The sequence below is a fragment of the Carnobacteriaceae bacterium zg-84 genome (assembly GCA_013874835.1).
Classification (GTDB): Bacteria; Bacillota; Bacilli; order Lactobacillales; family Aerococcaceae; genus WM01.
This window is the reverse complement of the sequence record CP059430.1, coordinates 393,949-420,602: the sequence shown is the minus strand read 5'-3', so window position 1 is coordinate 420,602 and position 26,654 is coordinate 393,949. Positions and strand designations below refer to the sequence as shown.

At 37.2% G+C, this 26,654-nt stretch carries 26 protein-coding genes and 8 pseudogenes; 7 read left to right on the top strand and 27 right to left on the bottom strand.

Annotated features, from left to right (window positions below; all coding sequences use genetic code 11):
* Window positions 1-191: 191 nt before the first annotated feature.
* Window positions 192-2,963, bottom strand: a complete 2,772-nt coding sequence (locus H1220_02090) for a GA module-containing protein (GenBank protein ID QMI86174.1) — start codon at window positions 2,961-2,963, stop codon at window positions 192-194.
* A gap of 317 nt (window positions 2,964-3,280) precedes the next feature.
* Between H1220_02090 and H1220_02085 the strand changes: the two genes are divergently transcribed.
* Window positions 3,281-4,240, top strand: a complete 960-nt coding sequence (locus H1220_02085) for an IS30 family transposase (GenBank protein QMI86173.1) — start codon at window positions 3,281-3,283, stop codon at window positions 4,238-4,240.
* Window positions 4,241-4,348: 108 nt separating this feature from the next.
* Here the strand turns inward: H1220_02085 and H1220_02080 are convergent, their stop codons facing one another.
* The 17 genes and pseudogenes from H1220_02080 to H1220_02000 form a co-directional block, all read right to left on the bottom strand.
* Complete coding sequence (locus tag H1220_02080; GenBank protein QMI86172.1) at window positions 4,349-7,771, bottom strand: YSIRK-type signal peptide-containing protein; 3,423 nt, start codon at window positions 7,769-7,771, stop codon at window positions 4,349-4,351.
* Between the two features lie 178 nt (window positions 7,772-7,949).
* Window positions 7,950-9,365 carry a DUF1542 domain-containing protein gene (locus H1220_02075; GenBank protein ID QMI86171.1) on the bottom strand — a complete coding sequence of 472 codons (1,416 nt, stop codon included), beginning with the start codon at window positions 9,363-9,365 and terminating at the stop codon, window positions 7,950-7,952.
* Window positions 9,366-9,442: 77 nt separating this feature from the next.
* Window positions 9,443-9,886 carry a DUF1542 domain-containing protein gene (locus H1220_02070; protein QMI86170.1) on the bottom strand — a complete coding sequence of 148 codons (444 nt, stop codon included), beginning with the start codon at window positions 9,884-9,886 and terminating at the stop codon, window positions 9,443-9,445.
* A 56-nt stretch (window positions 9,887-9,942) separates the two neighbouring features.
* Window positions 9,943-10,929 (bottom strand): DUF1542 domain-containing protein, encoded by a 987-nt coding sequence (locus H1220_02065; protein ID QMI86169.1) that lies wholly within the window; start codon window positions 10,927-10,929, stop codon window positions 9,943-9,945.
* A 77-nt stretch (window positions 10,930-11,006) separates the two neighbouring features.
* Window positions 11,007-11,450 (bottom strand): DUF1542 domain-containing protein, encoded by a 444-nt coding sequence (locus tag H1220_02060; protein QMI86168.1) that lies wholly within the window; start codon window positions 11,448-11,450, stop codon window positions 11,007-11,009.
* A gap of 307 nt (window positions 11,451-11,757) precedes the next feature.
* Window positions 11,758-12,048 (bottom strand): annotated as a pseudogene (locus H1220_02055) (DUF1542 domain-containing protein).
* Between the two features lie 162 nt (window positions 12,049-12,210).
* A pseudogene (locus H1220_02050) lies at window positions 12,211-12,330 on the bottom strand (DUF1542 domain-containing protein).
* Window positions 12,331-12,345: 15 nt separating this feature from the next.
* The gene (locus H1220_02045) at window positions 12,346-12,627 is read right to left on the bottom strand and encodes a DUF1542 domain-containing protein (protein QMI86630.1); all 282 of its coding nucleotides are present in this window, start codon (window positions 12,625-12,627) and stop codon (window positions 12,346-12,348) included.
* A complete protein-coding gene (locus tag H1220_02040; protein QMI86629.1) occupies window positions 12,564-12,866 on the bottom strand; it encodes a DUF1542 domain-containing protein in 303 nt (100 codons plus the stop codon). Before H1220_02040 ends, H1220_02045 begins: the two co-directional genes overlap by 64 nt.
* 245 nt (window positions 12,867-13,111) lie before the next feature.
* Window positions 13,112-13,402 (bottom strand): annotated as a pseudogene (locus H1220_02035) (DUF1542 domain-containing protein).
* Between the two features lie 162 nt (window positions 13,403-13,564).
* Window positions 13,565-13,771: pseudogene (locus tag H1220_02030) on the bottom strand (DUF1542 domain-containing protein).
* Window positions 13,772-14,016: 245 nt separating this feature from the next.
* Window positions 14,017-14,166: pseudogene (locus H1220_02025) on the bottom strand (DUF1542 domain-containing protein).
* Window positions 14,153-14,389, bottom strand: a complete 237-nt coding sequence (locus H1220_02020) for a DUF1542 domain-containing protein (GenBank protein QMI86628.1) — start codon at window positions 14,387-14,389, stop codon at window positions 14,153-14,155. Before H1220_02020 ends, H1220_02025 begins: the two are co-directional and overlap by 14 nt.
* A 301-nt stretch (window positions 14,390-14,690) precedes the next feature.
* Window positions 14,691-14,840, bottom strand: a pseudogene (locus H1220_02015) (DUF1542 domain-containing protein).
* A 79-nt stretch (window positions 14,841-14,919) separates the two neighbouring features.
* Window positions 14,920-15,123, bottom strand: a complete 204-nt coding sequence (locus tag H1220_02010; GenBank protein ID QMI86627.1) for a DUF1542 domain-containing protein — start codon at window positions 15,121-15,123, stop codon at window positions 14,920-14,922.
* 316 nt (window positions 15,124-15,439) lie between these two features.
* On the bottom strand, window positions 15,440-15,751 hold the full coding sequence (locus H1220_02005; protein ID QMI86626.1) for a DUF1542 domain-containing protein: 312 nt from the start codon (window positions 15,749-15,751) through the stop codon (window positions 15,440-15,442).
* A gap of 66 nt (window positions 15,752-15,817) precedes the next feature.
* A complete protein-coding gene (locus H1220_02000; GenBank protein QMI86167.1) occupies window positions 15,818-16,099 on the bottom strand; it encodes a DUF1542 domain-containing protein in 282 nt (93 codons plus the stop codon).
* Between the two features lie 276 nt (window positions 16,100-16,375).
* On the opposite strand from H1220_02000, the gene H1220_01995 reads away from it, so the two are divergent.
* Complete coding sequence (locus H1220_01995; GenBank protein ID QMI86166.1) at window positions 16,376-16,519, top strand: hypothetical protein; 144 nt, start codon at window positions 16,376-16,378, stop codon at window positions 16,517-16,519.
* Here H1220_01995 and H1220_01990 read toward each other — a convergent pair.
* From H1220_01990 to H1220_01965, 6 genes and pseudogenes are all read right to left on the bottom strand, one after another.
* Window positions 16,478-16,903, bottom strand: coding sequence for a DUF1542 domain-containing protein (locus tag H1220_01990; protein QMI86625.1), 426 nt, complete (start codon window positions 16,901-16,903; stop codon window positions 16,478-16,480). The genes H1220_01995 and H1220_01990 overlap by 42 nt on opposite strands.
* Window positions 16,904-17,149: 246 nt before the next feature.
* Window positions 17,150-17,284, bottom strand: a pseudogene (locus tag H1220_01985) (DUF1542 domain-containing protein).
* Between the two features lie 75 nt (window positions 17,285-17,359).
* Window positions 17,360-17,491, bottom strand: a pseudogene (locus H1220_01980) (DUF1542 domain-containing protein).
* A gap of 114 nt (window positions 17,492-17,605) precedes the next feature.
* Window positions 17,606-17,797 (bottom strand): DUF1542 domain-containing protein, encoded by a 192-nt coding sequence (locus H1220_01975; GenBank protein QMI86624.1) that lies wholly within the window; start codon window positions 17,795-17,797, stop codon window positions 17,606-17,608.
* 12 nt (window positions 17,798-17,809) lie between these two features.
* Window positions 17,810-18,019 (bottom strand): hypothetical protein, encoded by a 210-nt coding sequence (locus H1220_01970; GenBank protein QMI86165.1) that lies wholly within the window; start codon window positions 18,017-18,019, stop codon window positions 17,810-17,812.
* A gap of 244 nt (window positions 18,020-18,263) precedes the next feature.
* On the bottom strand, window positions 18,264-18,467 hold the full coding sequence (locus tag H1220_01965) for a hypothetical protein (protein ID QMI86164.1): 204 nt from the start codon (window positions 18,465-18,467) through the stop codon (window positions 18,264-18,266).
* Between H1220_01965 and H1220_01960 the strand changes: the two genes are divergently transcribed.
* Complete coding sequence (locus tag H1220_01960) at window positions 18,452-19,051, top strand: hypothetical protein (protein ID QMI86163.1); 600 nt, start codon at window positions 18,452-18,454, stop codon at window positions 19,049-19,051. The two genes, H1220_01965 and H1220_01960, sit on opposite strands and share 16 nt — an antisense overlap.
* 133 nt (window positions 19,052-19,184) lie before the next feature.
* The gene (locus H1220_01955) at window positions 19,185-19,412 is read left to right on the top strand and encodes a hypothetical protein (GenBank protein ID QMI86162.1); all 228 of its coding nucleotides are present in this window, start codon (window positions 19,185-19,187) and stop codon (window positions 19,410-19,412) included.
* Between the two features lie 33 nt (window positions 19,413-19,445).
* Here H1220_01955 and H1220_01950 read toward each other — a convergent pair whose 3' ends face one another.
* The gene (locus H1220_01950; GenBank protein QMI86161.1) at window positions 19,446-19,802 is read right to left on the bottom strand and encodes a hypothetical protein; all 357 of its coding nucleotides are present in this window, start codon (window positions 19,800-19,802) and stop codon (window positions 19,446-19,448) included.
* 131 nt (window positions 19,803-19,933) lie between these two features.
* On the opposite strand from H1220_01950, the gene H1220_01945 reads away from it, so the two are divergent.
* Window positions 19,934-20,137 (top strand): hypothetical protein, encoded by a 204-nt coding sequence (locus H1220_01945; protein ID QMI86160.1) that lies wholly within the window; start codon window positions 19,934-19,936, stop codon window positions 20,135-20,137.
* A gap of 197 nt (window positions 20,138-20,334) precedes the next feature.
* Here H1220_01945 and H1220_01940 read toward each other — a convergent pair whose 3' ends face one another.
* Window positions 20,335-23,826: a DUF1542 domain-containing protein gene (locus tag H1220_01940; protein QMI86159.1), complete on the bottom strand. Its 3,492-nt coding sequence runs from the start codon at window positions 23,824-23,826 to the stop codon at window positions 20,335-20,337.
* Window positions 23,827-25,154: 1,328 nt separating this feature from the next.
* Window positions 25,155-25,340 (bottom strand): hypothetical protein, encoded by a 186-nt coding sequence (locus H1220_01935; protein ID QMI86158.1) that lies wholly within the window; start codon window positions 25,338-25,340, stop codon window positions 25,155-25,157.
* 127 nt (window positions 25,341-25,467) lie between these two features.
* Between H1220_01935 and H1220_01930 the strand changes: the two genes are divergently transcribed.
* Entirely contained in the window at window positions 25,468-25,671 is a 204-nt protein-coding gene (locus tag H1220_01930) for a helix-turn-helix domain-containing protein (protein QMI86157.1), read from the top strand.
* A 272-nt stretch (window positions 25,672-25,943) separates the two neighbouring features.
* Entirely contained in the window at window positions 25,944-26,594 is a 651-nt protein-coding gene (locus H1220_01925) for an IS30 family transposase (protein ID QMI86156.1), read from the top strand.
* The last annotated feature ends 60 nt before the right edge of the window (window positions 26,595-26,654 follow it).

Sequence of the window (26,654 nt, the reverse complement as noted above, 5' to 3'; positions counted from 1 at the left end):
TAAGCTTGAGTTGTTGATCGCATTTGTTTTATCAGCTAATTTCTTATCTAGATTTGCTTTTGCTGTTTCTTTTGCTTTTCTTAGGTTTACTTCTGATAGTCCTGCATCTTTTAAGCCAGGTATTGTCGATACATCTGTTGCACTGTTGATGCTGTCTTCTGCTTTCTTAGCTTCTTCTTTTACCTTGTTTTTTAATGCTTCTTTTGAGAATTATCTAAACCTTGGGCATTATCTATTTCACTATTTGCACTCTCTACTCTTGCTGCTAGGGCTTCGATCGCTTCGGCTTTTGCTTTCGCTAAGTCAACTTTTGGTGTTGCACTAGTTTCTGCTGCTGTTACACCTTCTTTGTCTGTTGCATTACCTACTGCTTCGATCGCTTCAGTTGTAGCTGCATCTACTTCACCCTTAGCTTTGTCTTTTTGTTCGCTGCTTAAGTGTCCATTTTGTTCGATTGCTGCTTTGGCATCTGCTTTTGCTTTTTCTAAATTCCCTACTGCTTCTGCTTTTGCTTTCGCTAACTCGATTTTGCCTAATCCTTCTGTTTGTCCAGCTGTTATTCCTTCGCTATTTGTTGCTTTATTTATTGCATCGATTGCTGCACTTGTCGCATCATCTACTTCTTTTTTAGCTTTTGCTTTCTCTTCTGGACTTAGATTGTCATTTGCTGCTATTGCTGCATTTGCTTCATTTTGGGCTTGGGCTAATGCTGTTACTGCTGCTTGTTTTGCTTTAGGTAATTTCATAGCCTCTATTCCAGCATTTTTCGCTTCATTGACTTTATCTCTAGTTGGCGAATTATTGATTGCTTCTTTAGCTTTTTCTGCTTCTTTTGCTATTTTATCTTTTGCAGCTTGTTTTTCTGATTCTGATAGTGAAGAATTATTTATTTCTTCATCTTGTTTTCTTTTTTCTTGATCAATTTCTTCTATTGCATTTGGTTTATCTTTTGCTGCTACACGATGCTTCTCATATATTTTTTTATCTGCTTCTGCTTTGATCCTTTTTAGATTTGATATATCATTTGCTCCATCAATTTTGTTTTTTGCATCCTCTGCAGCTAATCTTGTCGCTTCTGCTGCAGCTTGTTTTTCTTCCTCTGTTAGATCATCTCTTCTATTATTAGAATCATCTATTTCTTTTTTTAATTCATCAATTGATTTTTTAGTAGCTTCTTTGTCTAAGATATTTAGGGTTACAGTGATATTTTTTTCAAAACCATCCTTTGTTACAGCTGTTACTTCAAGAGTATTTCCCAGACCATTCAAGTCAGTTATCTTATCAACTTCTTTCCCAGATCCATTTCTCATTCTGTTAATTATGAATGTAGTTGCATCTGCTTGTTCTTTATAAGCAGCCTCATATTTTACTAATTTTAAAAGTTCTTCTTGTAAATCACTCTTGGCTATTAATTTGCTGTTTTTATCTATCGTTACATCTTCTGGTATGTGAAAATACATAAATCTAATTTTCCCACTTCTTGCAAGTGGGTTATCAATTCTATCCTTACTAGTATTTGCTACAATACGTTTGTTGAATCCTCCTGGAGTAGCACTATTTCCATGACCAAATATACTACCTGCTTTAAGATAAAATTCTTTTTTTGCTTTATCATAATGGAATATAGGTTTAGTAGGAGCTAGATTTCCCGTGAATTTTGCTTCTATTCCTGGGTGATCTGATGAATCATCTGCCAGGTAGATAACAGGTGGGTCTCCTGCTTCTACATCAATAAGCTTAACGTCTTTATCAGTTCGAACACCTGCCCACATGATTAATTCAGTAGACTCAGTAGGCGAGCTTGAAAATGTAACTGAAGCTGGATTTGAAGATGGACTCGGTGTTGGTGCTGGTTGTACAGGAGTAGCTTCTTTGTAAACTTTCAGATAAGCACGAGCATAATTTTGTGCAGATCCTATAGGTAGTTGGTTAGATTTAAATCCAGCAATTAACGCAACTTCATCAGCACTTTTTATACTACTATCTACAGTTGCTGTGTAGGTGATTCGATAATCTAAAGTTGTTTCTTCTGTTTCAAATGATAAAATTCCTTTAGTTCTATTTTTGATGCTGTTTATTCTATCTATTTCACTTGGAGTTGTATTCCAACTCTTCTCCATGTGCCAGCCTATTGTATCTCTCCAACGACCTTCAAATCCATCATTTTTATAACCATAACTTACTGTTTTTTCAACATAACTTCTCTTTCCTTTTTCTCGTGATAATCTATGTATAGAAGTTGCCCAATCATTAAGTACATTTCCATCTGAATAAAAATAAGATGAAGTATTTTCTGCCATAGACACGGATGTTACTGTTAGTCCTTCTGGTACAGTAACATAAAATAATGGTTCTTTCCACCAGTCATGTTTTTTATTGATATTTGCTGTTACTCTAACTCTATTTTGTCCACTTCCATTATCTCCAAGCCATTCTACTTTTACATCGATAGAGTCTTTTACTATGTTGCTATCGTTTCCTTCTCTTGAGTTCCATCCATACTCTGTATCACTTATAACTCCTCCATCACGGAATTTATTTCCTTCAATGTTTTTCTTTTGCTTGCTTTTGTAATTTTGGAAGTTTTTAGAAAGCGTCAAAGCTTTTTGTTGTTCAAGCGATAGACTTTCTACTATTTCATCTGTAAGGTTTAATTGTTCAAAATCTTCAACAGTAAGTGCCTTAATTTCTTCTGTTGTCATTTTTTTAAAGTCTTCAAATGTGATATTTTTTGCTTTTTCTTTTGTTTGTTTTTCTGTTTCTGAAGCTGTTTTCTCTTCTGCTGTGGTTGTTTTTGGTTTTTCTACTACGCTGGCATTAGTTGCTTCTGTTGTTAGTTCTGTGTTTTCTACTCCGTGTGCAAATACTTGCGGTGTTATCAAAAGAAAAGATCCTAGGAAAATCGATCCTACTCCTGTCTTAAATTTCCTAATCGAAAATCTGTCTTTTTTCTTATTAAACATTGTTTTTTCTCCTTTTTTATGATGTTGTTTTTTATTTATTCAAAAAATCAGGATTTTTGGAACAAGTGGGGTATAATTAAGAAAAATATAGTTGTTATTTTAAGAATTCTTAAGAAATAAGGATTTTTTGATATGTTTTTATAGAATAGACAGTTAATTATTTGATGTTTTTCATGAATATTAGTAATTCTAAAAGTCCTAGTATTTTGTACAACTTTTTTGATTTGAGTAAATTATATAATTAAGTTAGCCAGTGATACAAAAAAAGCATCTCATAGGATATACTTTTCATAATCACAAAAAAAGGATACCAAGAGATGCAAGAATACTATAACACAAAAGGCAAACATATAACAGAAAAAGAACGTTACTTCATCGAAAAATGGAAAAAAGAAGGTAAAAGCAATAAAGAAATCAGTCGATTATTGGGAAAAAATCACCAAACCATCAATAATGAAATCAAACGTGGACTTATCGATTTATCTTTTCATGGTGGCACTAAAGAATACTCTGCTCAAAAGGCACAAAACGATTATCATCGTTTACGTTTAGCCGTAGGTAGAACAGATACTTCAACGGTAGAAAAAGAAACCATCATCAAAGAAAAAATCATGGATAAATATTCCCCTGAAATGATTAGCCAATTACCTGATATGCCCTCTTGTACAACGATTTACTCATGGGTATACAAAGGGTGGATAAGTGGTATTTCACGTAAACTTTTACTTTATCCTAGAAAACATAAACCGATAAAATTCAATGAAAAACGACCACCAAGAAAGGCTAATGCCCTCTCTATCGAACAGCGACCACAAAAGATTAACGAGAGAAAAGAAATCGGGCATTTTGAAATAGATTTAGTGATTTTAAACAAGAAACGTGGACAACAATTATTGACATTAACAGACAGAAAAACACGATATGAAATCATTCGTCTTATTCCTGATAAAACGGCTCAAAGTGTGAATACCGCTTTGACGTCTATTCAACAAGACTATTTAATCCGCTCTTTAACAGCTGATAGTGGTTCTGAATTTTTAAAATTAGACGAAGCCATCACTTATCCTATTTATTACGCACATCCATTCTCTTCTTATGAACGAGGTAGTAACGAAAATGCAAATCAATTGATTAGACGATGGTTTCCAAAAGGCACAACAACCGTTACTCCTAACGAAGTAACGGCTATTGAACAATGGATAAATCATTATCCACGTAAATTATTTAACTATGTATGTTCTTATGATTTACCTGAGGTGGCTAACTTACTATTGTAATTTGCGACTGTGACTTAAAACAAAAAGATAGTGACGTCACATTTGTTACATCACTACCTTTTATGAGTCATCAACCCTATTTGACATAGAACCTATAATAAAACTACTTTATGGTAGAGAAATAGCTTCCATATATGTATCTATGATTGTTTGTGTTCCTTTACCGTCATTCAAATCATATATAACTTCTAATCTGATTTTATATGGTGTGTTTGCTTCTAAACCTTGAACCTCCACATCATATATATGTTCATCCATTGGTAACTCTTTTACAATAGAATCATCACTTTCTTTAATAATAACAAGTTTTCTACTGATAATACCTTGTCCTTGAATGTCTACAGCAACAGTTAACGAACGATTATCTTCGTCTTTTTCAATATCAACAATACTAATCATTGGTTTTTGTAAACTTGTATCGGTATTCGTATGATTGTTTTGTCGAATCAAGCGAATTACTTTTTCTTCTTTTATTAACGTATAAATATCTGCATCTCCATTACGTTCATTAAACAGGATATGCGATGTGACAGTGTTTAAAGAACCTTTTTGAATCGTCATATATATTTTTTCTTCAGTCACATCAAATTGTACTGGATTGATAAGAACATTTAAGTTCCCTTTTATTTCATTGTCTACATTCACACTTGCTGTCAATGGTAAAACAAATACTCCACCAGATGATACAATATCGCCTACACTCACTTGAGTATTCGATGCTAATTGTACCGCATCTCTAACTGTATCCAATGTCAAGGTGTCTGCCCCTTGGAAATTTTTAGAGAAAAAAACGACTGAGTTGTTTAACTGAATATGTTTTATACGTCCTTTAATATCTAAATTTTCCTGAGTCGTACGATAATTGATGTTTAATTTACTATCCCTTGCATTTGTTGCATCAATATAATTTATTTTATCATTTTCTTGTAATGTTACATTCACTTCTCCAAGGTTTTGATGTTGTTCACTTGATAAACGTATGCCTACAGGATGTCTTTCAGAAGAGTCAATTCTGACATTTCTATCAAGTATTAGTGTTGTTGGTGTCGTTTTATCTCGATAGGTATCTCCAAGAATAATCTCTTTAAAGACAGTACCTGTATAACTATATCCGTCGTTTTGTCTATGCTCTGTTGGTTGTGGAGAGTTTTTAAATATAATATTAGCACCTTTAGTTGCTGGAACAGTCGTACGATGACTACCTACTACTAAAGTAAAGCCATCACTGTTAATCGTCGCACTTGTTCTTGTGACAACATTATCAAAAATCAAATGAGAATCATTCGCATAAATATAAAGTGCGTTGCTACCGTCCGGTGTACTAGAAAGTGTGATATCTTTCAATAATGTGTGTTCTCCTTCAAAGGAATAACTCAAACCTCTACCATAAATCGTATGTCCTCGCCCATCTATTGTGATAGATTTATCAATAGTCAACACTTGATTCGCCATACTTGTTGCTAAATTCACATCACTCAATAGTACAATCGTATCTCCTTCTTTAATTGATGTTAAAGCTTTTTGAAGTGTATTGTACGGACTTTCTTCTGTACCATTTCCTCCCTGTGTTGCATTCGTGTTCACATATAAACGATTTGCTGATTTTGGTGTAAACTGCCATGTCCCAGTAAAAACGGTATTTTGTGTTACGGTGACAGGAATTGTTGGTTCATATCCAACAAATGTCCATACACCCTCATCTGTTGTAATTGTACCATCAATCGCACTTGGACTAAATATTTGTCCATGTGGTACAAGCACTTGATGTGGTTTCAATGCATTCACTTCTACTGGAAGTATTTTCCCCTCCGTAGCAGACCTAAATACATATTGAACTGTATATTGATTTTTTTCAAAATGCCATGTCCCAACAACTTCTGTATCACTTTGAATATGTGTCAGAGATGTAGGAGCATACCCTTTAAATACCCACTTTCCACCTTCTACACGCTTTTCTTGCTCAGTTGGCTGAATAAGTGTCACAGCATTTCCTTTAGGAACTGTTTGTTGACTAGGTGTTAAGGCTATCACACTCTCTGGCAGTACTTCGTCTTGAGTGTCTGATTGAAAACGATACGTTATCGCATATAATTCCGGCACTGGATTTTCCTTAAATGTCCATGTCCCAATAACCGTTACATCAGCTTTATTGACAACTTCACTTGTTTTTGTCCATTCAACAAATGTCCATAACCCATGATGAACCGTATCGACATAATCACTTGTGTCAATCATATCCGTTGTAACTGATGTACCATTCTCCACTTTGGATTGTGTTTTACCATTCAATCTTTCTTTTAAAGATTGTGGTAAGTCAAAAGAACTATTGACATCTTTTTCAAATGCATACTGTATTTTATAAGTGTTAGGAGTAAACTGCCATATTCCCGTAAACACTACATCAGCTTTATTGACTGTCGCAATCGTTTTATCCCAACCTATAAACTGCCATATTCCATCATTGACTATGTCGTTGTAATCTGATGTATCAATCTCTTTTGTTGTCAAGATTGTTTCATTTTTTACTTGTTGTGAGGTATGCAATACTCTCTCTTTAAGAACTTGAGGTAATTCTTTTTCAGCTGTAAATTGATAGGACACATGATACAATATTTCTTTTGGCATATCTTGCGTTGTCGTTACCTTAGTCGTTTCCGTCACTTGACTTGTTGTTACTCTTGTTGTTTCTGAAGTCGTTTCTTTGTTTATTAATTTTGTTGTTTCTTTAGAATTTTCTATTGGCACTACTTTTGAAGATTCCTTTGATACTTCATTTACAGATGTTTCTCGTGTCGTCACGGGTGCTGACTCATCTAGTGTTGTCATGTTTTTTGTAGTTGATATTACTGACAACTCTGATTCTTTATGTGATATAGAAGGAGCTACTTCATCTATATAAATATTCTTACCACTTGAATCCACTGCTGAATGCGTCGCTTCACCTTTGATAAAACCAATATAACGATAACCATTAATATCAACACCTTTAGGTAAAACAGATTGGCTATCCAAAGTCAAAAGTTGATTGTATTTTGCCAATTGCTGACTTTGTACAGCGTATAAAGCTGTATGAGAATATAAAAATGCACTTGCTGCCGTTACAAAAAATAAAGGTATCATCATTTGTTTCGTTTTTCGTTTTCTATCTGACAGTATTATAAATCCACTTGCAAGGCATACCATACCCGATAAACCATAAAATATCATATTTTGTTCTGCTGTATGAGGTAATTTCTCCTGTGAAACACAACGATAAACCATATAATAAACTTGGTTTTCTTCTTGTGAATTCATAGGTAATTCAGCAATGATATGTTGTTTCTCATCAGCTGTTAATTCATCTTCTAAAACATATTGATACGAAACTTTTATTTGTTTGTGACTCTGCTGCTCACTGTTGGCAAAAGCAACTTGATGATTAGAGACAGCTGCCCCACATAAAAAAATACCAACTGCAACAGAAACTGTACCTAGTGTTAACTTTCTAATAGAAAATATTTGTTTTCTAAAACCCCTGTCTATGTTCCTCATATCTACTCCCTCACTTTTTTATTATAAAACTATTTTCGATCTCCTATAGAATATCATAACTAGTATACCTAAGTCAAAATAGTAAACGAGAAGATAACATCGCAATGCTATCTTCCCATTTTTACTTTTCAGTCATATCTATATGACATCAGTAAGCTTGCATTAAAAAATATACCACTTATTCCGTTTCTTCTTCCAATCGTTTTCTTAATGCTGCAATCATTAAACCTAATCCAAATACAGTAGCTCCATAAAATATTGTGTTTTGTTCTGTTGTTCCTGTTTTTGGTAGTTTTTTACTTGAATATGAATCTTTATTAAGTGAACCTGTTCCGAATTTTGTTTCTTCACCATTTATTAATCCATTATTATCGCCTTTATGATTGTTAGACCCATCTGCTACTCCTAGAACTAGATTTGGCTTGTCATACTTAGGAGTATCATTATCAACTTCATATTTACCATATACTATCAAGTCGGTTAATGGTATTTCTACACCATTGACTATTACTTTATTTTCATTAAAAGTAATTGTCGCACCAGGATTTAAACGAAGCAATTCTTCTTTTAATTTATCTTTCACAGACTGATCAATATTAGATAAATCAGGTACTCTGAATTTATTATTTGGTAGTGTAACAGAAATTTCTTTTTCGCCATCTTCTTTTGCTTTGTTGACTTCTTCCACATCTGTTGCAGCGTCAATAGCTGTTTTTGCTTTATCTGCTGCGTCTTGAACTGCTTGTTTTGCTTTGGCTTTTTCTGTTTCTGTTAGGCCTTCTGCTTTATCGATTGCTTCTTCTTTAGCCACTTTGGCATCATCAATCGCTTTTTTCGCATCTTCTTTCGCTTTATCAACTGCTACTTTTACATCTTCTTTTTCTGATGTTACTGGTGAATTTTCAATTTCTTTTTCGCCATCTTCTTTTGCTTTGTTGACTTCTTCCACATCTGTTGCAGCGTCAATAGCTGTTTTTGCTTTATCTGCTGCGTCTTGAACTGCTTGTTTTGCTTTGGCTTTTTCTGTTTCTGTTAGGCCTTCTGCTTTATCGATTGCTTCTTCTTTAGCCACTTTGGCATCATCAATCGCTTTTTTCGCATCTTCTTTCGCTTTATCAACTGCTACTTTTACATCTTCTTTTTCTGATGTTACTGGTGAATTTTCAATTTCTTTTTCGCCATCTTCTTTTGCTTTGTTGACTTCTTCCACATCTGTTGCAGCGTCAATAGCTGTTTTTGCTTTATCTGCTGCGTCTTGAACTGCTTGTTTTGCTTTGGCTTTTTCTGTTTCTGTTAGGCCTTCTGCTTTATCGATTGCTTCTTCTTTAGCCACTTTGGCATCATCAATCGCTTTTTTCGCATCTTCTTTCGCTTTATCAACTGCTACTTTTACATCTTCTTTTTCTGATGTTACTGGTGAATTTTCAATTTCTTTTTCGCCATCTTCTTTTGCTTTGTTGACTTCTTCCACATCTGTTGCAGCGTCAATAGCTGTTTTTGCTTTATCTGCTGCGTCTTGAACTGCTTGTTTTGCTTTGGCTTTTTCTGTTTCTGTTAGGCCTTCTGCTTTATCGATTGCTTCTTCTTTAGCCACTTTGGCATCATCAATCGCTTTTTTCGCATCTTCTTTCGCTTTATCAACTGCTACTTTTACATCTTCTTTTTCTGATGTTACTGGTGAATTTTCAATTTCTTTTTCGCCATCTTCTTTGCTTTGTTGACTTCTTCCACATCTGTTGCAGCGTCAATAGCTGTTTTTGCTTTATCTGCTGCGTCTTGAACTGCTTGTTTTGCTTTGGCTTTTTCTGTTTCTGTTAGGCCTTCTGCTTTATCGATTGCTTCTTCTTTAGCCACTTTGGCATCATCAATCGCTTTTTTCGCATCTTCTTTCGCTTTATCAACTGCTACTTTTACATCTTCTTTTTCTGATGTTACTGGTGAATTTTCAATTTCTTTTTCGCCATCTTCTTTTGCTTTGTTGACTTCTTCCACATCTGTTGCAGCGTCAATAGCTGTTTTTGCTTTATCTGCTGCGTCTTGAACTGCTTGTTTTGCTTTGGCTTTTTCTGTTTCTGTTAGGCCTTCTGCTTTATCGATTGCTTCTTCTTTAGCCACTTTGGCATCATCAATCGCTTTTTTCGCATCTTCTTTCGCTTTATCAACTGCTACTTTTACATCTTCTTTTCTGATGTTACTGGTGAATTTTCAATTTCTTTTTCGCCATCTTCTTTTGCTTTGTTGACTTCTTCCACATCTGTTGCAGCGTCAATAGCTGTTTTTGCTTTATCTGCTGCGTCTTGAACTGCTTGTTTTGCTTTGGCTTTTTCTGTTTCTGTTAGGCCTTCTGCTTTATCGATTGCTTCTTCTTTAGCCACTTTGGCATCATCAATCGCTTTTTTCGCATCTTCTTTCGCTTTATCAACTGCTACTTTTACATCTTCTTTTTCTGATGTTACTGGTGAATTTTCAATTTCTTTTTCGCCATCTTCTTTTGCTTTGTTGACTTCTTCCACATCTGTTGCAGCGTCAATAGCTGTTTTTGCTTTATCTGCTGCGTCTTGAACTGCTTGTTTTGCTTTGGCTTTTTCTGTTTCTGTTAGGCCTTCTGCTTTATCGATTGCTTCTTCTTTAGCCACTTTGGCATCATCAATCGCTTTTTTCGCATCTTCTTTCGCTTTATCAACTGCTACTTTTACATCTTCTTTTTCTGATGTTACTGGTGAATTTTCAATTTCTTTTTCGCCATCTTCTTTTGCTTTGTTGACTTCTTCCACATCTGTTGCAGCGTCAATAGCTGTTTTTGCTTTATCTGCTGCGTCTTGAACTGCTTGTTTTGCTTTGGCTTTTTCTGTTTCTGTTAGGCCTTCTGCTTTATCGATTGCTTCTTCTTTAGCCACTTTGGCATCATCAATCGCTTTTTTCGCATCTTCTTTCGCTTTATCAACTGCTACTTTTACATCTTCTTTTTCTGATGTTACTGGTGAATTTTCAATTTCTTTTTCGCCATCTTCTTTTGCTTTGTTGACTTCTTCCACATCTGTTGCAGCGTCAATAGCTGTTTTTGCTTTATCTGCTGCGTCTTGAACTGCTTGTTTTGCTTTGGCTTTTTCTGTTTCTGTTAGGCCTTCTGCTTTATCGATTGCTTCTTCTTTAGCCACTTTGGCATCATCAATCGCTTTTTTCGCATCTTCTTTCGCTTTATCAACTGCTACTTTTACATCTTCTTTTTCTGATGTTACTGGTGAATTTTCAATTTCTTTTCGCCATCTTCTTTTGCTTTGTTGACTTCTTCCACATCTGTTGCAGCGTCAATAGCTGTTTTTGCTTTATCTGCTGCGTCTTGAACTGCTTGTTTTGCTTTGGCTTTTTCTGTTTCTGTTAGGCCTTCTGCTTTATCGATTGCTTCTTCTTTAGCCACTTTGGCATCATCAATCGCTTTTTTCGCATCTTCTTTCGCTTTATCAACTGCTACTTTTACATCTTCTTTTTCTGATGTTACTGGTGAATTTTCAATTTCTTTTTCGCCATCTTCTTTTGCTTTGTTGACTTCTTCCACATCTGTTGCAGCGTCAATAGCTGTTTTTGCTTTATCTGCTGCGTCTTGAACTGCTTGTTTTGCTTTGGCTTTTTCTGTTTCTGTTAGGCCTTCTGCTTTATCGATTGCTTCTTCTTTAGCCACTTGGCATCATCAATCGCTTTTTTCGCATCTTCTTCGCTTTATCAACTGCTACTTTTACATCTTCTTTTTCTGATGTTACTGGTGAATTTTCAATTTCTTTTTCGCCATCTTCTTTTGCTTTGTTGACTTCTTCCACATCTGTTGCAGCGTCAATAGCTGTTTTTGCTTTATCTGCTGCGTCTTGAACTGCTTGTTTTGCTTTGGCTTTTTCTGTTTCTGTTAGGCCTTCTGCTTTATCGATTGCGGTATCTTTAGCGGCTTTGGCGTCATCAATGGCTTTTTTCGCATCTTCTTTGGCTTTTGGTAAGTCTATCGCTTGTTTACCAGCTTCTTTTTCAGTGTTGACGTCAGCGTCCGTTGTGGCGTTATCGATCGCTTGTTTAGCGGCTTCTTTGGCTTTCTCTACTGCGTCTTTTGCTTTTGTTTTGACGTCTTCTGGTAAGTCAGAGTTGTCGATGGCTTCTTTGGCTTTCTCTGCTGCAGTATCAATGTCTTGTTTAGCGTTTGATTTGATTGCGCCATTTACTTCAGCGTTTACTTTTGGTAGACCCTCTGTTTTTGCCGTATTGACTCCCTCAACATTTGTTGCGGCATCGATGGCTTCTTTTGCCGTATCTGCTGCTTGTTTAGCGGCTTTTTTCGCATCGTCTCTTTCTGTTTCTGTTAATTCTTTGTTGTTGAATTTCTCGTCGATTGCGGTATCTTTAGCGGCTTTGGCGTCATCAATGGCTTTTTTCGCATCTTCTTTGGCTTTTGGTAAGTCTATCGCTTGTTTACCAGCTTCTTTTTCAGTGTTGACGTCAGCGTCCGTTGTGGCGTTATCGATCGCTTGTTTAGCGGCTTCTTTGGCTTTCTCTACTGCGTCTTTTGCTTTTGTTTGACGTCTTCTGGTAAGTCAGAGTTGTCGATGGCTTCTTTGGCTTTCTTGCTGCAGTATCATGTCTTGTTTAGCGTTTGATTTGATTGCGCCATTTACTTCAGCGTTTACTTTTGGTAGACCCTCTGTTTTTGCCGTATTGACTCCCTCAACATTTGTTGCGGCATCGATGGCTTCTTTTGCCGTATCTGCTGCTTGTTTAGCGGCTTTTTTCGCATCGTCTCTTTCTGTTTCTGTTAATTCTTTGTTGTTGAATTTCTCGTCGATTGCGGTATCTTTAGCGGCTTTGGCGTCATCAATGGCTTTTTCGCATCTTCTTTGGCTTTTGGTAAGTCTATCGCTTGTTTACCAGCTTCTTTTTCAGTGTTGACGTCAGCGTCCGTTGTGGCGTTATCGATCGCTTGTTTAGCGGCTTCTTTGGCTTTCTCTACTGCGTCTTTTGCTTTTGTTTTGACGTCTTCTGGTAAGTCAGAGTTGTCGATGGCTTCTTTGGCTTTCTCTGCTGCAGTATCAATGTCTTGTTTAGCGTTTGATTTGATTGCGCCATTTACTTCAGCGTTTACTTTTGGTAGACCCTCTGTTTTGCCGTATTGACTCCCTCAACATTTGTTGCGGCATCGATGGCTTCTTTTGCCGTATCTGCTGCTTGTTTAGCGGCTTTTTTCGCATCGTCTCTTTCTGTTTCTGTTAATTCTTTGTTGTTGAATTTCTCGTCGATTGCGGTATCTTTAGCGGCTTTGGCGTCATCAATGGCTTTTTTCGCATCTTCTTTGGCTTTTGGTAAGTCTATCGCTTGTTTACCAGCTTCTTTTTCAGTGTTGACGTCAGCGTCCGTTGTGGCGTTATCGATCGCTTGTTTAGCGGCTTCTTTGGCTTTCTCTACTGCGTCTTTTGCTTTTGTTTTGACGTCTTCTGGTAAGTCAGAGTTGTCGATGGCTTCTTTGGCTTTCTCTGCTGCAGTATCAATGTCTTGTTTAGCGTTTGATTTGATTGCGCCATTTACTTCAGCGTTTACTTTTGGTAGACCCTCTGTTTTTGCCGTATTGACTCCCTCAACATTTGTTGCGGCATCGATGGCTTCTTTTGCCGTATCTGCTGCTTGTTTAGCGGCTTTTTTCGCATCGTCTCTTTCTGTTTCTGTTAATTCTTTGTTGTTGAATTTCTCGTCGATTGCGGTATCTTTAGCGGCTTTGGCGTCATCAATGGCTTTTTTCGCATCTTCTTTGGCTTTTGGTAAGTCTATCGCTTGTTTACCAGCTTCTTTTTCAGTGTTGACGTCAGCGTCCGTTGTGGCGTTATCGATCGCTTGTTTAGCGGCTTCTTTGGCTTTCTCTACTGCGTCTTTTGCTTTTGTTTTGACGTCTTCTGGTAAGTCAGAGTTGTCGATGGCTTCTTTGGCTTTCTCTGCTGCAGTATCAATGTCTTGTTTAGCGTTTGATTTGATTGCGCCATTTACTTCAGCGTTTACTTTTGGTAGACCCTCTGTTTTGCCGTATTGACTCCCTCAACATTTGTTGCGGCATCGATGGCTTCTTTTGCCGTATCTGCTGCTTGTTTAGCGGCTTTTTTCGCATCGTCTCTTTCTGTTTCTGTTAATTCTTTGTTGTTGAATTTCTCGTCGATTGCGGTATCTTTAGCGGCTTTGGCGTCATCAATGGCTTTTTTCGCATCTTCTTTGGCTTTTGGTAAGTCTATCGCTTGTTTACCAGCTTCTTTTTCAGTGTTGACGTCAGCGTCCGTTGTGGCGTTATCGATCGCTTGTTTAGCGGCTTCTTTGGCTTTCTCTACTGCGTCTTTTGCTTTTGTTTTGACGTCTTCTGGTAAGTCAGAGTTGTCGATGGCTTCTTTGCTTTCTCTGCTGCAGTATCAATGTCTTGTTTAGCGTTTGATTGATTGCGCCATTTACTTCAGCGTTTACTTTTGGTAGACCCTCTGTTTTTGCCGTATTGACTCCCTCAACATTTGTTGCGGCATCGATGGCTTCTTTTGCCGTATCTGCTGCTTGTTTAGCGGCTTTTTTCGCATCGTCTCTTTCTGTTTCTGTTAATTCTTTGTTGTGAATTTCTCGTCGATTGCGGTATCTTTAGCGGCTTTGGCGTCATCAATGGCTTTTTTCGCATCTTCTTTGGCTTTGGTAAGTCTATCGCTTGTTTACCAGCTTCTTTTTCAGTGTTGACGTCAGCGTCCGTTGTGGCGTTATCGATCGCTTGTTTAGCGGCTTCTTTGGCTTTCTCTACTGCGTCTTTTGCTTTTGTTTTGACGTCTTCTGGTAAGTCAGAGTTGTCGATGGCTTCTTTGGCTTTCTCTGCTGCAGTATCAATGTCTTGTTTAGCGTTTGATTTGATTGCGCCATTTACTTCAGCGTTTACTTTTGGTAGACCCTCTGTTTTTGCCGTATTGACTCCCTCAACATTTGTTGCGGCATCGATGGCTTCTTTTGCCGTATCTGCTGCTTGTTTAGCGGCTTTTTTCGCATCGTCTCTTTCTGTTTCTGTTAATTTTTGTTGTTGAATTTCTCGTCGATTGCGGTATCTTTAGCGGCTTTGGCGTCATCAATGGCTTTTTTCGCATCTTCTTTGGCTTTTGGTAAGTCTATCGCTTGTTTACCAGCTTCTTTTCAGTGTTGACGTCAGCGTCCGTTGTGGCGTTATCGATCGCTTGTTTAGCGGCTTCTTTGGCTTTCTCTACTGCGTCTTTTGCTTTTGTTTTGACGTCTTCTGGTAAGTCAGAGTTGTCGATGGCTTCTTTGGCTTTCTCTGCTGCAGTATCAATGTCTTGTTTAGCGTTTGATTTGATTGCGCCATTTACTTCAGCGTTTACTTTGGTAGACCCTCTGTTTTTGCCGTATTGACTCCCTCAACATTTGTTGCGGCATCGATGGTTCTTTTGCCGTATCTGCTGCTTGTTTAGCGGCTTTTTTCGCATCGTCTCTTTCTGTTTCTGTTAATTCTTTGTTGTTGAATTTCTCGTCGATTGCGGTATCTTTAGCGGCTTTGGCGTCATCAATGGCTTTTTTCGCATCTTCTTTGGCTTTTGGTAAGTCTATCGCGCTGTTTACCAGCTTCTTTCAGTGTTGACGTCAGCGTCCGTTGTGGCGTTATCGATCGCTTGTTTAGCGGCTTCTTTGGCTTTCTCTACTGCGTCTTTTGCTTTGTTTGACGTCTTCTGGTAAGTCAGAGTTGTCGATGGCTTCTTTGGCTTTCTCTGCTGCAGTATCAATGTCTTGTTTAGCGTTTGATTTGATTGCGCCATTTACTTCAGCGTTTACTTTTGGTAGACCCTCTGTTTTTGCCGTATTGACTCCCTCAACATTTGTTGCGGCATCGATGGCTTCTTTTGCCGTATCTGCTGCTTGTTTAGCGGCTTTTTTCGCATCGTCTCTTTCTGTTTCTGTTAATTCTTTGTTGTTGAATTTCTCGTCGATTGCGGTATCTTTAGCGGCTTGGCGTCATCAATGGCTTTTTCGCATCTTCTTTGGCTTTTGGTAAGTCTATCGCTTGTTTACCAGCTTCTTTTCAGTGTTGACGTCAGCGTCCGTTGTGGCGTTATCGATCGCTTGTTTAGCGGCTTCTTTGGCTTTCTCTACTGCGTCTTTTGCTTTTGTTTTGACGTCTTCTGGTAAGTCAGAGTTGTCGATGGCTTCTTTGGCTTTCTCTGCTGCAGTATCAATGTCTTGTTTAGCGTTTGATTTGATTGCGCCATTTACTTCAGCGTTTACTTTTGGTAGACCTCTGTTTTTGCCGTATTGACTCCTCAACATTTGTTGCGGCATCGATGGCTTCTTTGCCGTATCTGCTGCTTGTTTAGCGGCTTTTTTCGCATCGTCTCTTTCTGTTTCTGTTAATTTTTGTTGTTGAATTTCTCGTCGATTGCGGTATCTTTAGCGGCTTTGGCGTCATCAATGGCTTTTTTCGCATCTTCTTTGGCTTTGGTAAGTCTATCGCTTGTTTACCAGCTTTTTCAGTGTTGACGTCAGCGTCCGTTGTGGCGTTATCGATCGCTTGTTTAGCGGCTTCTTTGGCTTTCTCTACTGCGTTTTGCTTTTGTTTTGACGTCTTCTGGTAAGTCAGAGTTGTCGATGGCTTCTTTGGCTTTCTCTGCTGCAGTATCAATGTCTTGTTTAGCGTTTGATTTGATTGCGCCATTTACTTCAGCGTTTACTTTTGGTAGACCCTCGTTTTTGCCGTATTGACTCCCTCAACATTTGTTGCGGCATCGATGGCTTTTTTGCCGTATCTGCTTGTTTAGCGGCTTTTTTCGCATCGTCTCTTCTGTTTCTGTTAATTCTTTGTGTTGAATTTCTCGTCGATTGCGGTATCTTTAGCGGCTTGGCGTCATCAATGGCTTTTTTCGCATCTTCTTTGCTTTTGGTAAGTCTATCGCTTGTTGTACCAGCTTTTTCAGTGTTGACGTCAGCGTCCGTTGTGGCGTTATCGATCGCTTGTTTAGCGGCTTCTTTGGCTTTCTCTACTGCGTCTTTTGCTTTGTTTGACGTCTCTGGTAAGTCAGAGTTGTCGATGGCTTCTTTGGCTTTCTCTGCTGCAGTATCAATGTCTTGTTTAGCGTTTGATTTGATTGCGCCATTTACTTCAGCGTTTACTTTTGGTAGACCCTCTGTTTTTGCCGTATTGACTCCCTCAACATTTGTTGCGGCATCGAGGCTTCTTTTGCCGTATCTGCTGCTTGTTTAGCGGCTTTTTTCGCATCGTCTCTTTCTGTTTCTGTTAATTCTTTGTTGTTGAATTTCTCGTCGATTGCGGTATCTTTAGCGGCTTTGGCGTCATCAATGGCTTTTTCGCATCTTCTTTGGCTTTTGGTAAGTCTATCGCTTGTTTACCAGCTTCTTTTTCAGTGTGACGTCAGCGTCCGTTGTGGCGTTATCGATCGCTTGTTTAGCGGCTTCTTTGGCTTTCTCTACTGCGTCTTTTGCTTTTGTTTTGACGTCTTCTGGTAAGTCAAGTTGTCGATGGCTTCTTTGGCTTTCTCTGCTGCAGTATCAATGTTTGTTTAGCGTTTGATTTGATTGCGCCATTTACTTCAGCGTTACTTTTGGTAGACCCTCTGTTTTTGCCGTATTGACTCCCTCAACATTTGTTGCGGCATCGATGGCTTCTTTTGCCGTATCTGCTGCTTGTTTAGCGGCTTTTTTCGCATCGTCTTTCTGTTTCTGTTAATTCTTTGTTGTTGAATTTCTCGTCGATTGCGGTATCTTTAGCGCTTTGGCGTCATCAATGGCTTTTTTCGCATCTTCTTTGGCTTTTGGTAAGTCTATCGCTTGTTACCAGCTTTTTTCAGTGTTGACGTCAGCGTCCGTTGTGGCGTTATCGATCGCTTGTTTAGCGGCTTCTTTGGCTTTCTCTACTGCGTCTTTTGCTTTTGTTTTGACGTCTTCTGGTAAGTCAGAGTTGTCGATGGCTTCTTTGGCTTTCTCTGCTGCAGTATCAATGTCTTGTTTAGCGTTTGATTTGATTGCGCCATTACTTCAGCGTTTACTTTGGTAGACCCTCTGTTTTTGCCGTATTGACTCCTCAACATTTGTTGCGGCATCGATGGCTTCTTTTGCCGTATCTGCTGCTTGTTTAGCGGCTTTTTTCGCATCGTCTCTTTCTGTTTCTGTTAATTCTTGTTGTTGAATTCTCGTCGATTGCGGTATCTTTAGCGGCTTTGGCGTCATCAATGGCTTTTTTCGCATCTTCTTTGGCTTTTGGTAAGTCTATCGCTTGTTTACCAGCTTCTTTTTCAGTGTTGACGTCAGCGTCCGTTGTGGCGTTATCGATCGCTTGTTAGCGGCTTCTTTGGCTTCTCTACTGCGTCTTTTGCTTTTGTTTTGACGTCTTCTGGTAAGTCAGAGTTGTCGATGGCTTCTTTTGGCTTTCTCGCTGCAGTATCAATGTCTTGTTTAGCGTTTGATTTGATTGCGCCATTTACTTCAGCGTTTACTTTTGGTAGACCCTCTGTTTTTGCCGTATTGACTCCCTCAACATTTGTTGCGCATCGATGGCTTCTTTTGCCGTATCTGCTGCTTGTTTAGCGGCTTTTTTCGCATCGTCTCTTTCTGTTTCTGTTAATTCTTTGTTGTTGAATTTCTCGTCGATTGCGGTATCTTTAGCGGCTTTGGCGATCAATGGCTTTTTTCGCATCTTCTTTGGCTTTGGTAAGTCTATCGCTTGTTACCAGCTTCTTTTTCAGTGTTGACGTCAGCGTCCGTTGTGGCGTTATCGATCGCTTGTTTAGCGGCTTTTTGGCTTTCTCTACTGCGTCTTTTGCTTTTGTTTTGACGTCTTCTGGTAAGTCAGAGTTGTCGATGGCTTCTTTGGCTTTCTCTGCTGCAGTATCAATGTCTTGTTTAGCGTTTGATTTGATTGCGCCATTTACTTCAGCGTTTACTTTTGGTAGACCTCTGTTTTGCCGTATTGACTCCCTCAACATTTGTTGCGGCATCGATGGCTTCTTTTGCCGTATCTGCTGCTTGTTTAGGCTTTTTCGCATCGTCTCTTCTGTTTCTGTTAATTCTTTGTTGTTGAATTTCTCGTCGATTGCGGTATCTTTAGCGGCTTTGGCGTCATCAATGGCTTTTTTCGCATCTTCTTTGGCTTTTGGTAAGTCTATCGCTTGTTTACCAGCTTCTTTTTCAGTGTTGACGTCAGCGTCCGTTGTGGCGTTATCGATCGCTTGTTTAGCGGCTCTTTGGCTTTCTCTACTGCGTCTTTTGCTTTTGTTTTGACGTCTTCTGGTAAGTCAGAGTTGTCGATGGCTTCTTGGCTTTCTCTGCTGCAGTATCAATGTCTGTTTAGCGTTTGATTGATTGCGCCATTTACTTCAGCGTTTACTTTTGGTAGACCTCTGTTTTTGCCGTATTGACTCCCTCAACATTTGTTGCGGCATCGATGGCTTCTTTTGCCGTATCTGCTGCTTGTTTAGCGGCTTTTTCGCATCGTCTCTTTCTGTTTCTGTTAATTCTTGTTGTTGAATTCTCGTCGATTGCGGTATCTTTAGCGGCTTTGGCGTCATCAATGGCTTTTTTCGCATCTTCTTTGGCTTTTGGTAAGTCTATCGCTGTTTACCAGCTTCTTTTTCAGTGTTGACGTCAGCGTCCGTTGGCGTTATCGATCGCTTGTTTAGCGGCTTCTTTGGCTTTCTCTACTGCGTCTTTTGCTTTGTTTTGACGTCTTCTGGTAAGTCAGAGTTGTCGATGGCTCTTTGGCTTTCTCTGCTGCAGTATCAATGTCTTGTTTAGCGTTTGATTTGATTGCGCCATTTACTTCAGCGTTTACTTTTGGTAGACCCTCTGTTTTTGCCGTATTGACTCCCTCAACATTTGTTGCGGCATCGATGGCTTCTTTTGCCGTATCTGCTGCTTGTTTAGCGGCTTTTTCGCATCGTCTCTTTCTGTTTCTGTTAATTCTTTGTGTTGAATTTCTCGTCGATTGCGGTATCTTTAGCGGCTTTGGCGTCATCAATGGCTTTTTTCGCATCTTCTTTGGCTTTTGGTAAGTCTATCGCTTGTTTACCAGCTTTTTCAGTGTTGACGTCAGCGTCCGTGTGGCGTTATCGATCGCTTGTTTAGCGGCTTCTTTGGCTTTCTCTACTGCGTCTTTGCTTTGTTTTGACGTCTTCTGGTAAGTCAGAGTTGTCGATGGCTTCTTTGGCTTTCTCTGCTGCAGTATCAATGTCTTGTTTAGCGTTTGATTTGATTGCGCCATTTACTTCAGCGTTTACTTTTGGTAGACCCTCTGTTTTTGCCGTATTGACTCCTCAACATTGTTGTCGGCATCGATGGCTTCTTTTGCCGTATCTGCTGCTTGTTTAGCGGCTTTTTTCGCATCGTCTCTTTCTGTTCTGTTAATTCTTTGTTGTTGAATTTCTCGTCGATTGCGGTATCTTTAGCGGCTTTGGCGTCATCAATGGCTTTTTCGCATCTCTTTGCTTTGGTAAGTCTATCGCTTGTTTACCAGCTTCTTTTTCAGTGTTGACGTCAGCGTCGTTGTGGCGTTATCGATCGCTTGTTTAGCGGCTTCTTTGGCTTTCTCTACTGCGTCTTTTGCTTTTTGTTTTGACGTCTTCTGGTAAGTCAGAGTTGTCGATGGCTTCTTTGGCTTTCTCTGCTGCAGTATCAATGTCTTGTTTAGCGTTTGATTTGATTGCGCCATTTACTTCAGCGTTTACTTTTGGTAGACCCTCTGTTTTTGCCGTATTGACTCCCTCAACATTTGTTGCGGCATCGATGGCTTCTTTTGCCGTATCTGCTGCTTGTTTAGCGGCTTTTTTCGCATCGTCTCTTTCTGTTTCTGTTAATTCTTTGTTGTTGAATTTCTCGTCGATTGCGGTATCTTTAGCGGCTTTGGCTCTTTCGATGACTCCTACAGCTTCTGCTCTTTCTTTTTCTAATTCAATTGCTTTTAACCCAGCGCTTTTTGCAGCATTTATTCTATTTTCATCGGTTGCAGCTTCTATTGCTTTTATTGCTGTATCTATCGCTACTCTTACTTTTTCTTTTGCTTTTTCTTTTTCCTCTAATGACAAGTTTGCATTAGCATCAATCTCTGTATTTACTTCTTGTTGTTTTTCTGCTAAGGCTTGTACTGCCGTTTCTTTATCTAGGTAATTTAGAGTTACTATAACCTCTTTTTCTAAACCACTTGGTGTTATTGCTTTAAATCTGATAGTATTTCCTTTTCCTTTAAATAATCCAATATTATCAACAGAAGCATCAGTTCCTTGATATTCCTCAGCTATAAACTTATATTTTTGTAAAAGTTCTTTGTTTTCTTCAGTTCCAAGAGATCTTCTATTAGGATTTCCATTAGAATCTTTCCCAACTGTTTTAATCGTAAAATTAGGGAACTTTATTTTTTTCATAACTTCAGCTATAACTAAATCATCATTATCCTCATTCCCCGAAGAATATGGTCTATTAAGTGTTATTGCCTCTGGTAGATAAGCACCATAAAATTTAAAGTCATCACCAGTTATAAAAAGTCCATAGCTATGTATAGAATCGTTTTTAGGATCAGGTACTTTTACATATTTAGTCCATACTAAAGTGTCTGTTCTAGGATCAAGTAACTTAGTTCCTTGTTTCACAACAAATTTCTTTTCATCGTTCACCCCCCAATTAAGAACGATACCAGAAGTAGTAAGATTCCATGATGTTCTATATCCCGGATCTGCTACGTATATATCAGAGAACTCTCCCGTAGTAGTTGCAATTTCAACATCTTTAGAAAATGAGGTATTTGACCAAAAGTATACATCTTTAGGTTCACCAACATAGATTGTTGCAACTTTCAATGATTCTATGCCATTTTGTTTTGCTGTGTCAACTGCTGAATCTGTTATTGCATTGTTTATTGCATTTATTGCGTTTGTTGATGCGGTCGTTATTTTTCTTTTTGCTACATTTTTTTCTTCTTCGGTTAGACTAGAAGCATTAATTTCTGCTTCTTTTTCTGCTTTTACTCTGTTAATTTCCTCAACTGCACTTGGTTTTTTGGTTGGTGTACCTTGTGCAGCAATTTCTGATATCCCCGTTTGTTTTGGAGTGTCTATTTCACTTTGATTTTTAGCTTTTTCTATTGCATCTTTTGCTTTATTTGCTGCTTTTTCTGTTTCTGCTTTTGCCGTTGTTTTTTCTTCATCTGTTAGTTGTGTATTCGCATCTATTTGTTCATCTTTTGCTTTTTTAGCATCATCTATTTCTTTTTTTGCTTTTTCTTTATCTATTAAATTTAAAGTTACATATACATATTTAGATACACCAGATACAAAGCGATTATTTTCTTCATCGCTTTCTATCGTCAATAAATATTTAAGTAAAATTCCATTACCTCTTAAATTTTTAATTTGAGGATTATCAATTTTCTCACCATTTTTATTATATACTTCTTCCAATGATGCACTAATATTGTTTCCAGAGACATAGGCATTTCTAGGAAAAGTAATATGTTTAACAATATCATCCGAAACTTCAAATTTTTCGACTTTCTCTTTATCATACTCAAGAGTCATGTTATCTGGTGCATAAACACCCGAAATAACAAATGGATTACTAACACCAAGCCCGTCACCCTCACTAATTGGTATATTAGACGCTTTAACAACCTTAGTATACATAGGTGTATTAACTTTATCAGTTTTAAAAAGACTACCTGCCTTTAGAACAAAATATCCATCATCATTAATTCCTGTATCAACAATAGCATCTGCTGGAAATCCTGCTTGCAGATGTTTTCTTTCATTTTCAGCCAAGTATATTTTAGGTATATTCCCTGTCGGGCGTGCGATTACAATATCACTATCTGTTGATGTATTTGTCCACACAACTATATTATCAGCCTTTCCAACATTGACTGGTTGCGAGCTTGGAGTTGACGGAGAAGGTGTTGGACTTGGATTTGATGATGGTACATAAGGTTTTAAAAAAGCACGAGCATAGTTTTGATTTGACGTTGCTGGTACTTGGTTAGACTTAAGTCCGGCTGCAATAGCAAGGTCATTAACACTATTTACAGTAAAGCCTGGTTTAACTCTAGCGCTATAATTAAGATAATACTCTTTGCTATCTTGTTCTGTTTCAAATGAAAGGATTCCATAAGTTCTATCTCTAATGTTTCTCCAAATATTTCTTTCATTCTGCGTTGTATTTCTACTATTATCAATATGCCAACCAATTAAATCTATCCAACGTTCATTAAAGTTTCTATCTGTTCTATTACCTATGTTACTAGCATTACCACCATTTCCATTTCTTGAATAAACCCTAGTATTTCGTTTTTCATTGCCAACATGATCTGAACGATTTTCTGCCCAGTCTGTTTCTGAACTATAATTATACAAATTACCATCTTTGGAACCAAAGTCAATATTAGTAACTTCCAGTCCTTTAGGAATTGTTACATAATAGAAAGGTGTTTTCCAATTGTCATGAGAACCATTAAATTTTACACGTACATTTACTAAACCATTTACTATTTCAAGTCTCTCAATTGTAGCTCCACCCATTGCCACATTAACGTCATTACCTTCTCTAGATGTCCAACCATAGCTCCCATTTAATGTATTTAATCCTGATATCGTTGCCCCATCACGAAAGCTGAACCCTTCAGGAAGTGATAGATCCTTACGATTGAAACTTTGAAATGTTTTAGAAGTCGTTAAAGCTTTTTGTCGCTCAGGTGATAAACTTGCTATGTCTTCATCCGTGAGTTTTAAGACTTCAAAATCTTCAACAGTTAATGCCTTAATATCTTCTAGTGTCATTTTTTTGAAATCTTCAAAAGTGATTGTTTTTGTTACTTGTACAGCATCTGGTAGTTTCACTATGTCTTTATCAGACTCCGAATCAACACTCGTACTTGAAAACTCTGCTAATCGTTCTACATACTCACCTTTATGCGCAAAAACTTGCGGACTCGCTAAAAGGAAAGAGCCTAAAAACACCGACCCTACTCCTATCTTGAATTTACGTATTGAAAATCGATCTTTTCTTTTATAAAACATTATTTTTCTCCTTTTATAAATCTTTCATATTCAAATCTATTTCTTTTCTTCTTTTCGTCGCCTATCTGCATGTCTCCAATAACGCCTTCTACAAACCGGACTACAAAACACCGTTCTACGATCTAACACACCTTGGATTGTAATCACTTCCTTTCCACATCTTTTACAAGTAAATGTCCTACTTTCATATGTTAAATTAGTTTCTTGTTCTTTCATTTTTCATTATGCTTCTTTCTTCGTTTTATCAACCTCAATTATTGAATTTTTTCTTAACGTTCCAAAAGTATATCTTATGTTTGATATATTGATTTGACATACTACATGAACACTATTTTTCATCTTCCTTCTTTATTTATTCCAACAATACTAGACATCGCTCAAACAACATCTACAACAATCAAAATATCTATATAGACTATTTCTATAAACACTTGATAAAATACCTAAAACAACGAAAAAATCATCCTTTAATTTTTTATGTATCAAGAATAATTATCATTCATACATTAAGAGATCAAATACTACATATCACGTCTCCTTTCTTACTATATCATCTGTTTTTGATACTTACTTAACTAAACCTTTTTGTACCTAATACCCTAAAAACCAAATCTATCTAACAAAATAGATTTTATTTCCTGATTACAAATCGACCAACTTTCTTTTTCGAAACTATTATTTCACTCCTTCCTAGTCTATAGCAATAATAATATTATAAATCCCCCCCCCCCCGAAAAATCAAGCCTTTTATCACAATTTTTCATTATATATTTCTATTTTTTACATTTTTGTCATGCCTGTATTATCTACTAACAATAATCTGTTTAAAATAATAGATTTGATACTCAAAAAGCTTGGAATCAACTCAGTTAAAGTGTTGATTCCAAACTTTTTTACTATTCAGTCTGAATTATCGAACGGTTATACCCGGTTTGTTGAAAACACATAAAGCACTTGATAAATAGTATCATGTTTAGTTAATTGCTCGTTGAGTTCTTTCAAAAACTTTTTGACATAAGCGTATTTATTTGACAATTCAAGATTTCCTATTTTATACGATATATTTAAATCATACAGTACCATTCTCAAAGGTAAAAAATGAGAAAAAGGCAGTAAATGGCTAATGCCATTCACCACCAATATACTCACTATTTCTCTCCACCAACACAATTTGACGAAGACTCATAATTTAACACAGATCAGAAAAATATAAAATAATATTATTCCGTTTCTTCCAATCGTTTTCTTAATATAGCAATCATAAAACCTAACCCTAGAGTGGTAGTTCCATATAATAATGGATTTTGATCTAATTCACCTGTGTCGGGTTATTTTTTATCAGAAATTACTTTTGTTTTACCACTATCTTTTCCTGTATCATTTAGGTTCTCATCTCCACTCCGTTGAGTATTACCTGGTTTTGCTTCGAGAATAAGTTTATCTGTCGGAAATTCACCAACGACTTTTCCTGTTTTATCTACTGTGACTGTTGTGTTTGGATTTAATTTCTCCAATTCTTCTTTAATTTTTTCTTTTGCCGAGTTGTAAAATAAAGTGCAAAAGCAAAATAGTGTTATAAAAACAAAAAAGACAGATAATTAACTTACTAAAATCCACTACAACATTAGGAAGGTCATTATCATGTCTGAAATAAATTATAACACAAAAAAACAATATAAACAGCTATCATTGGTTGAACGCACAAAAATTGAAACGTTATTAAACGAAAAAAAGCCAATACGATATATCGCTGAACGACTCGGAAGAAATGTATCCACAATCTATAGAGAAATCAAACGAGGAAGCGTTAATCAAATAGTTCATCGAAATGGTATTTCAACGTGACGAACTAAAATATTACGTTGAAACAAGCCATCATATTTATAAAGCTAAAACAACAAAATAAATATCATACTGATTTAACTGAAAAATTTAGTCAACAATTTTTCAAAGACTTACAACAAGCAGTTACCGAAACATACAGAATACACAGTATTGATACCTTTGTACATTGGTATCGTCTAAATAACCCTAATGAAAAAGTCCCTTGTACGAAAACGGTTTATACGTTTGTCCATTAAGACATTATCCCTATCAAACCAATTGCTTTACCCAAAATGGTAAGCATTAGAAAGCGACCGAAAAAAGAGAACACCAAAACATACAAGAAAAACATGGGAACCTCTATCGAAAATCAACCAGACGTAGCGAATAATCGTACAGAATTTAGACATTGGGAAATTGATTTGGTCTTATTTAAGAAAACGAAAAATGAAACACTATTATTAACGTTAGTAGAACGACAAACACGTTATACAATTATACGTAAAATGAATGGTAAAACAGCACAATGTGTCTTACGGACATTAAAGAATATTTTTAAACAATATGTGAAGTTAATCTTCAAGAGTATAACATCTGATAATGGTTCAGAATTCGCATCGTTATCTGAATTAGAATCGACATATTTAAGCATTTACTACGCACACCCTTATTCATCTTATGAGCGTGGTACTAACGAAAATCATAACGGACAGATACGGGAGTTTTTACCTAAGGGTAAATCTATCAACACCGTTAAAAAGTCAACTATTCGTAAAATAGAATCCTGCTTGAATCATAAAATACGGCGTAAATTAGGTTATCGTGCACCTGCAGAGTTATTTTTATTGCGGGTAGATCGTTTAATAAAAACAGGTTTCCCGTCAAGGCACACTTTGTTTTTCGACTTGACTAGAAAACCTTGGTTTTTATTATTTGGTTATTAACCCCGCAAAAGAAAAAGTGATTATCGGTTTTTTGCACTTTACTTTACAATTGGAGTAAAT

Excerpts from the sequence above, each read along its gene's own strand:
- H1220_02090 (QMI86174.1), bottom strand. The coding sequence starts at position 2,963 with ATGTTTAATAAGAAAAAAGACAGATTTTCGATTAGGAAATTTAAGACA.
- H1220_02085 (QMI86173.1), top strand. The coding sequence starts at position 3,281 with ATGCAAGAATACTATAACACAAAAGGCAAACATATAACAGAAAAAGAA.
- H1220_02080 (QMI86172.1), bottom strand. The coding sequence starts at position 7,771 with ATGAGGAACATAGACAGGGGTTTTAGAAAACAAATATTTTCTATTAGA.
- H1220_02000 (QMI86167.1), bottom strand. The coding sequence starts at position 16,099 with ATGCCGCAACAAATGTTGAGGAGTCAATACGGCAAAAACAGAGGTCTA.
- H1220_01970 (QMI86165.1), bottom strand. The coding sequence starts at position 18,019 with ATGCGAAAAAAGCCATTGATGACGCCAAAGCCGCTAAAGATACCGCAA.
- H1220_01960 (QMI86163.1), top strand. The coding sequence starts at position 18,452 with ATGGCTTTTTTCGCATCTTCTTTGGCTTTGGTAAGTCTATCGCTTGTT.
- H1220_01965 (QMI86164.1), bottom strand. The coding sequence starts at position 18,467 with ATGCGAAAAAAGCCATTGATCGCCAAAGCCGCTAAAGATACCGCAATC.
- H1220_01950 (QMI86161.1), bottom strand. The coding sequence starts at position 19,802 with ATGCGAAAAAAGCCATTGATGACGCCAAAGCCGCTAAAGATACCGCAA.
- H1220_01940 (QMI86159.1), bottom strand. The coding sequence starts at position 23,826 with ATGTTTTATAAAAGAAAAGATCGATTTTCAATACGTAAATTCAAGATA.
- H1220_01930 (QMI86157.1), top strand. The coding sequence starts at position 25,468 with ATGTCTGAAATAAATTATAACACAAAAAAACAATATAAACAGCTATCA.
- H1220_01925 (QMI86156.1), top strand. The coding sequence starts at position 25,944 with ATGGTAAGCATTAGAAAGCGACCGAAAAAAGAGAACACCAAAACATAC.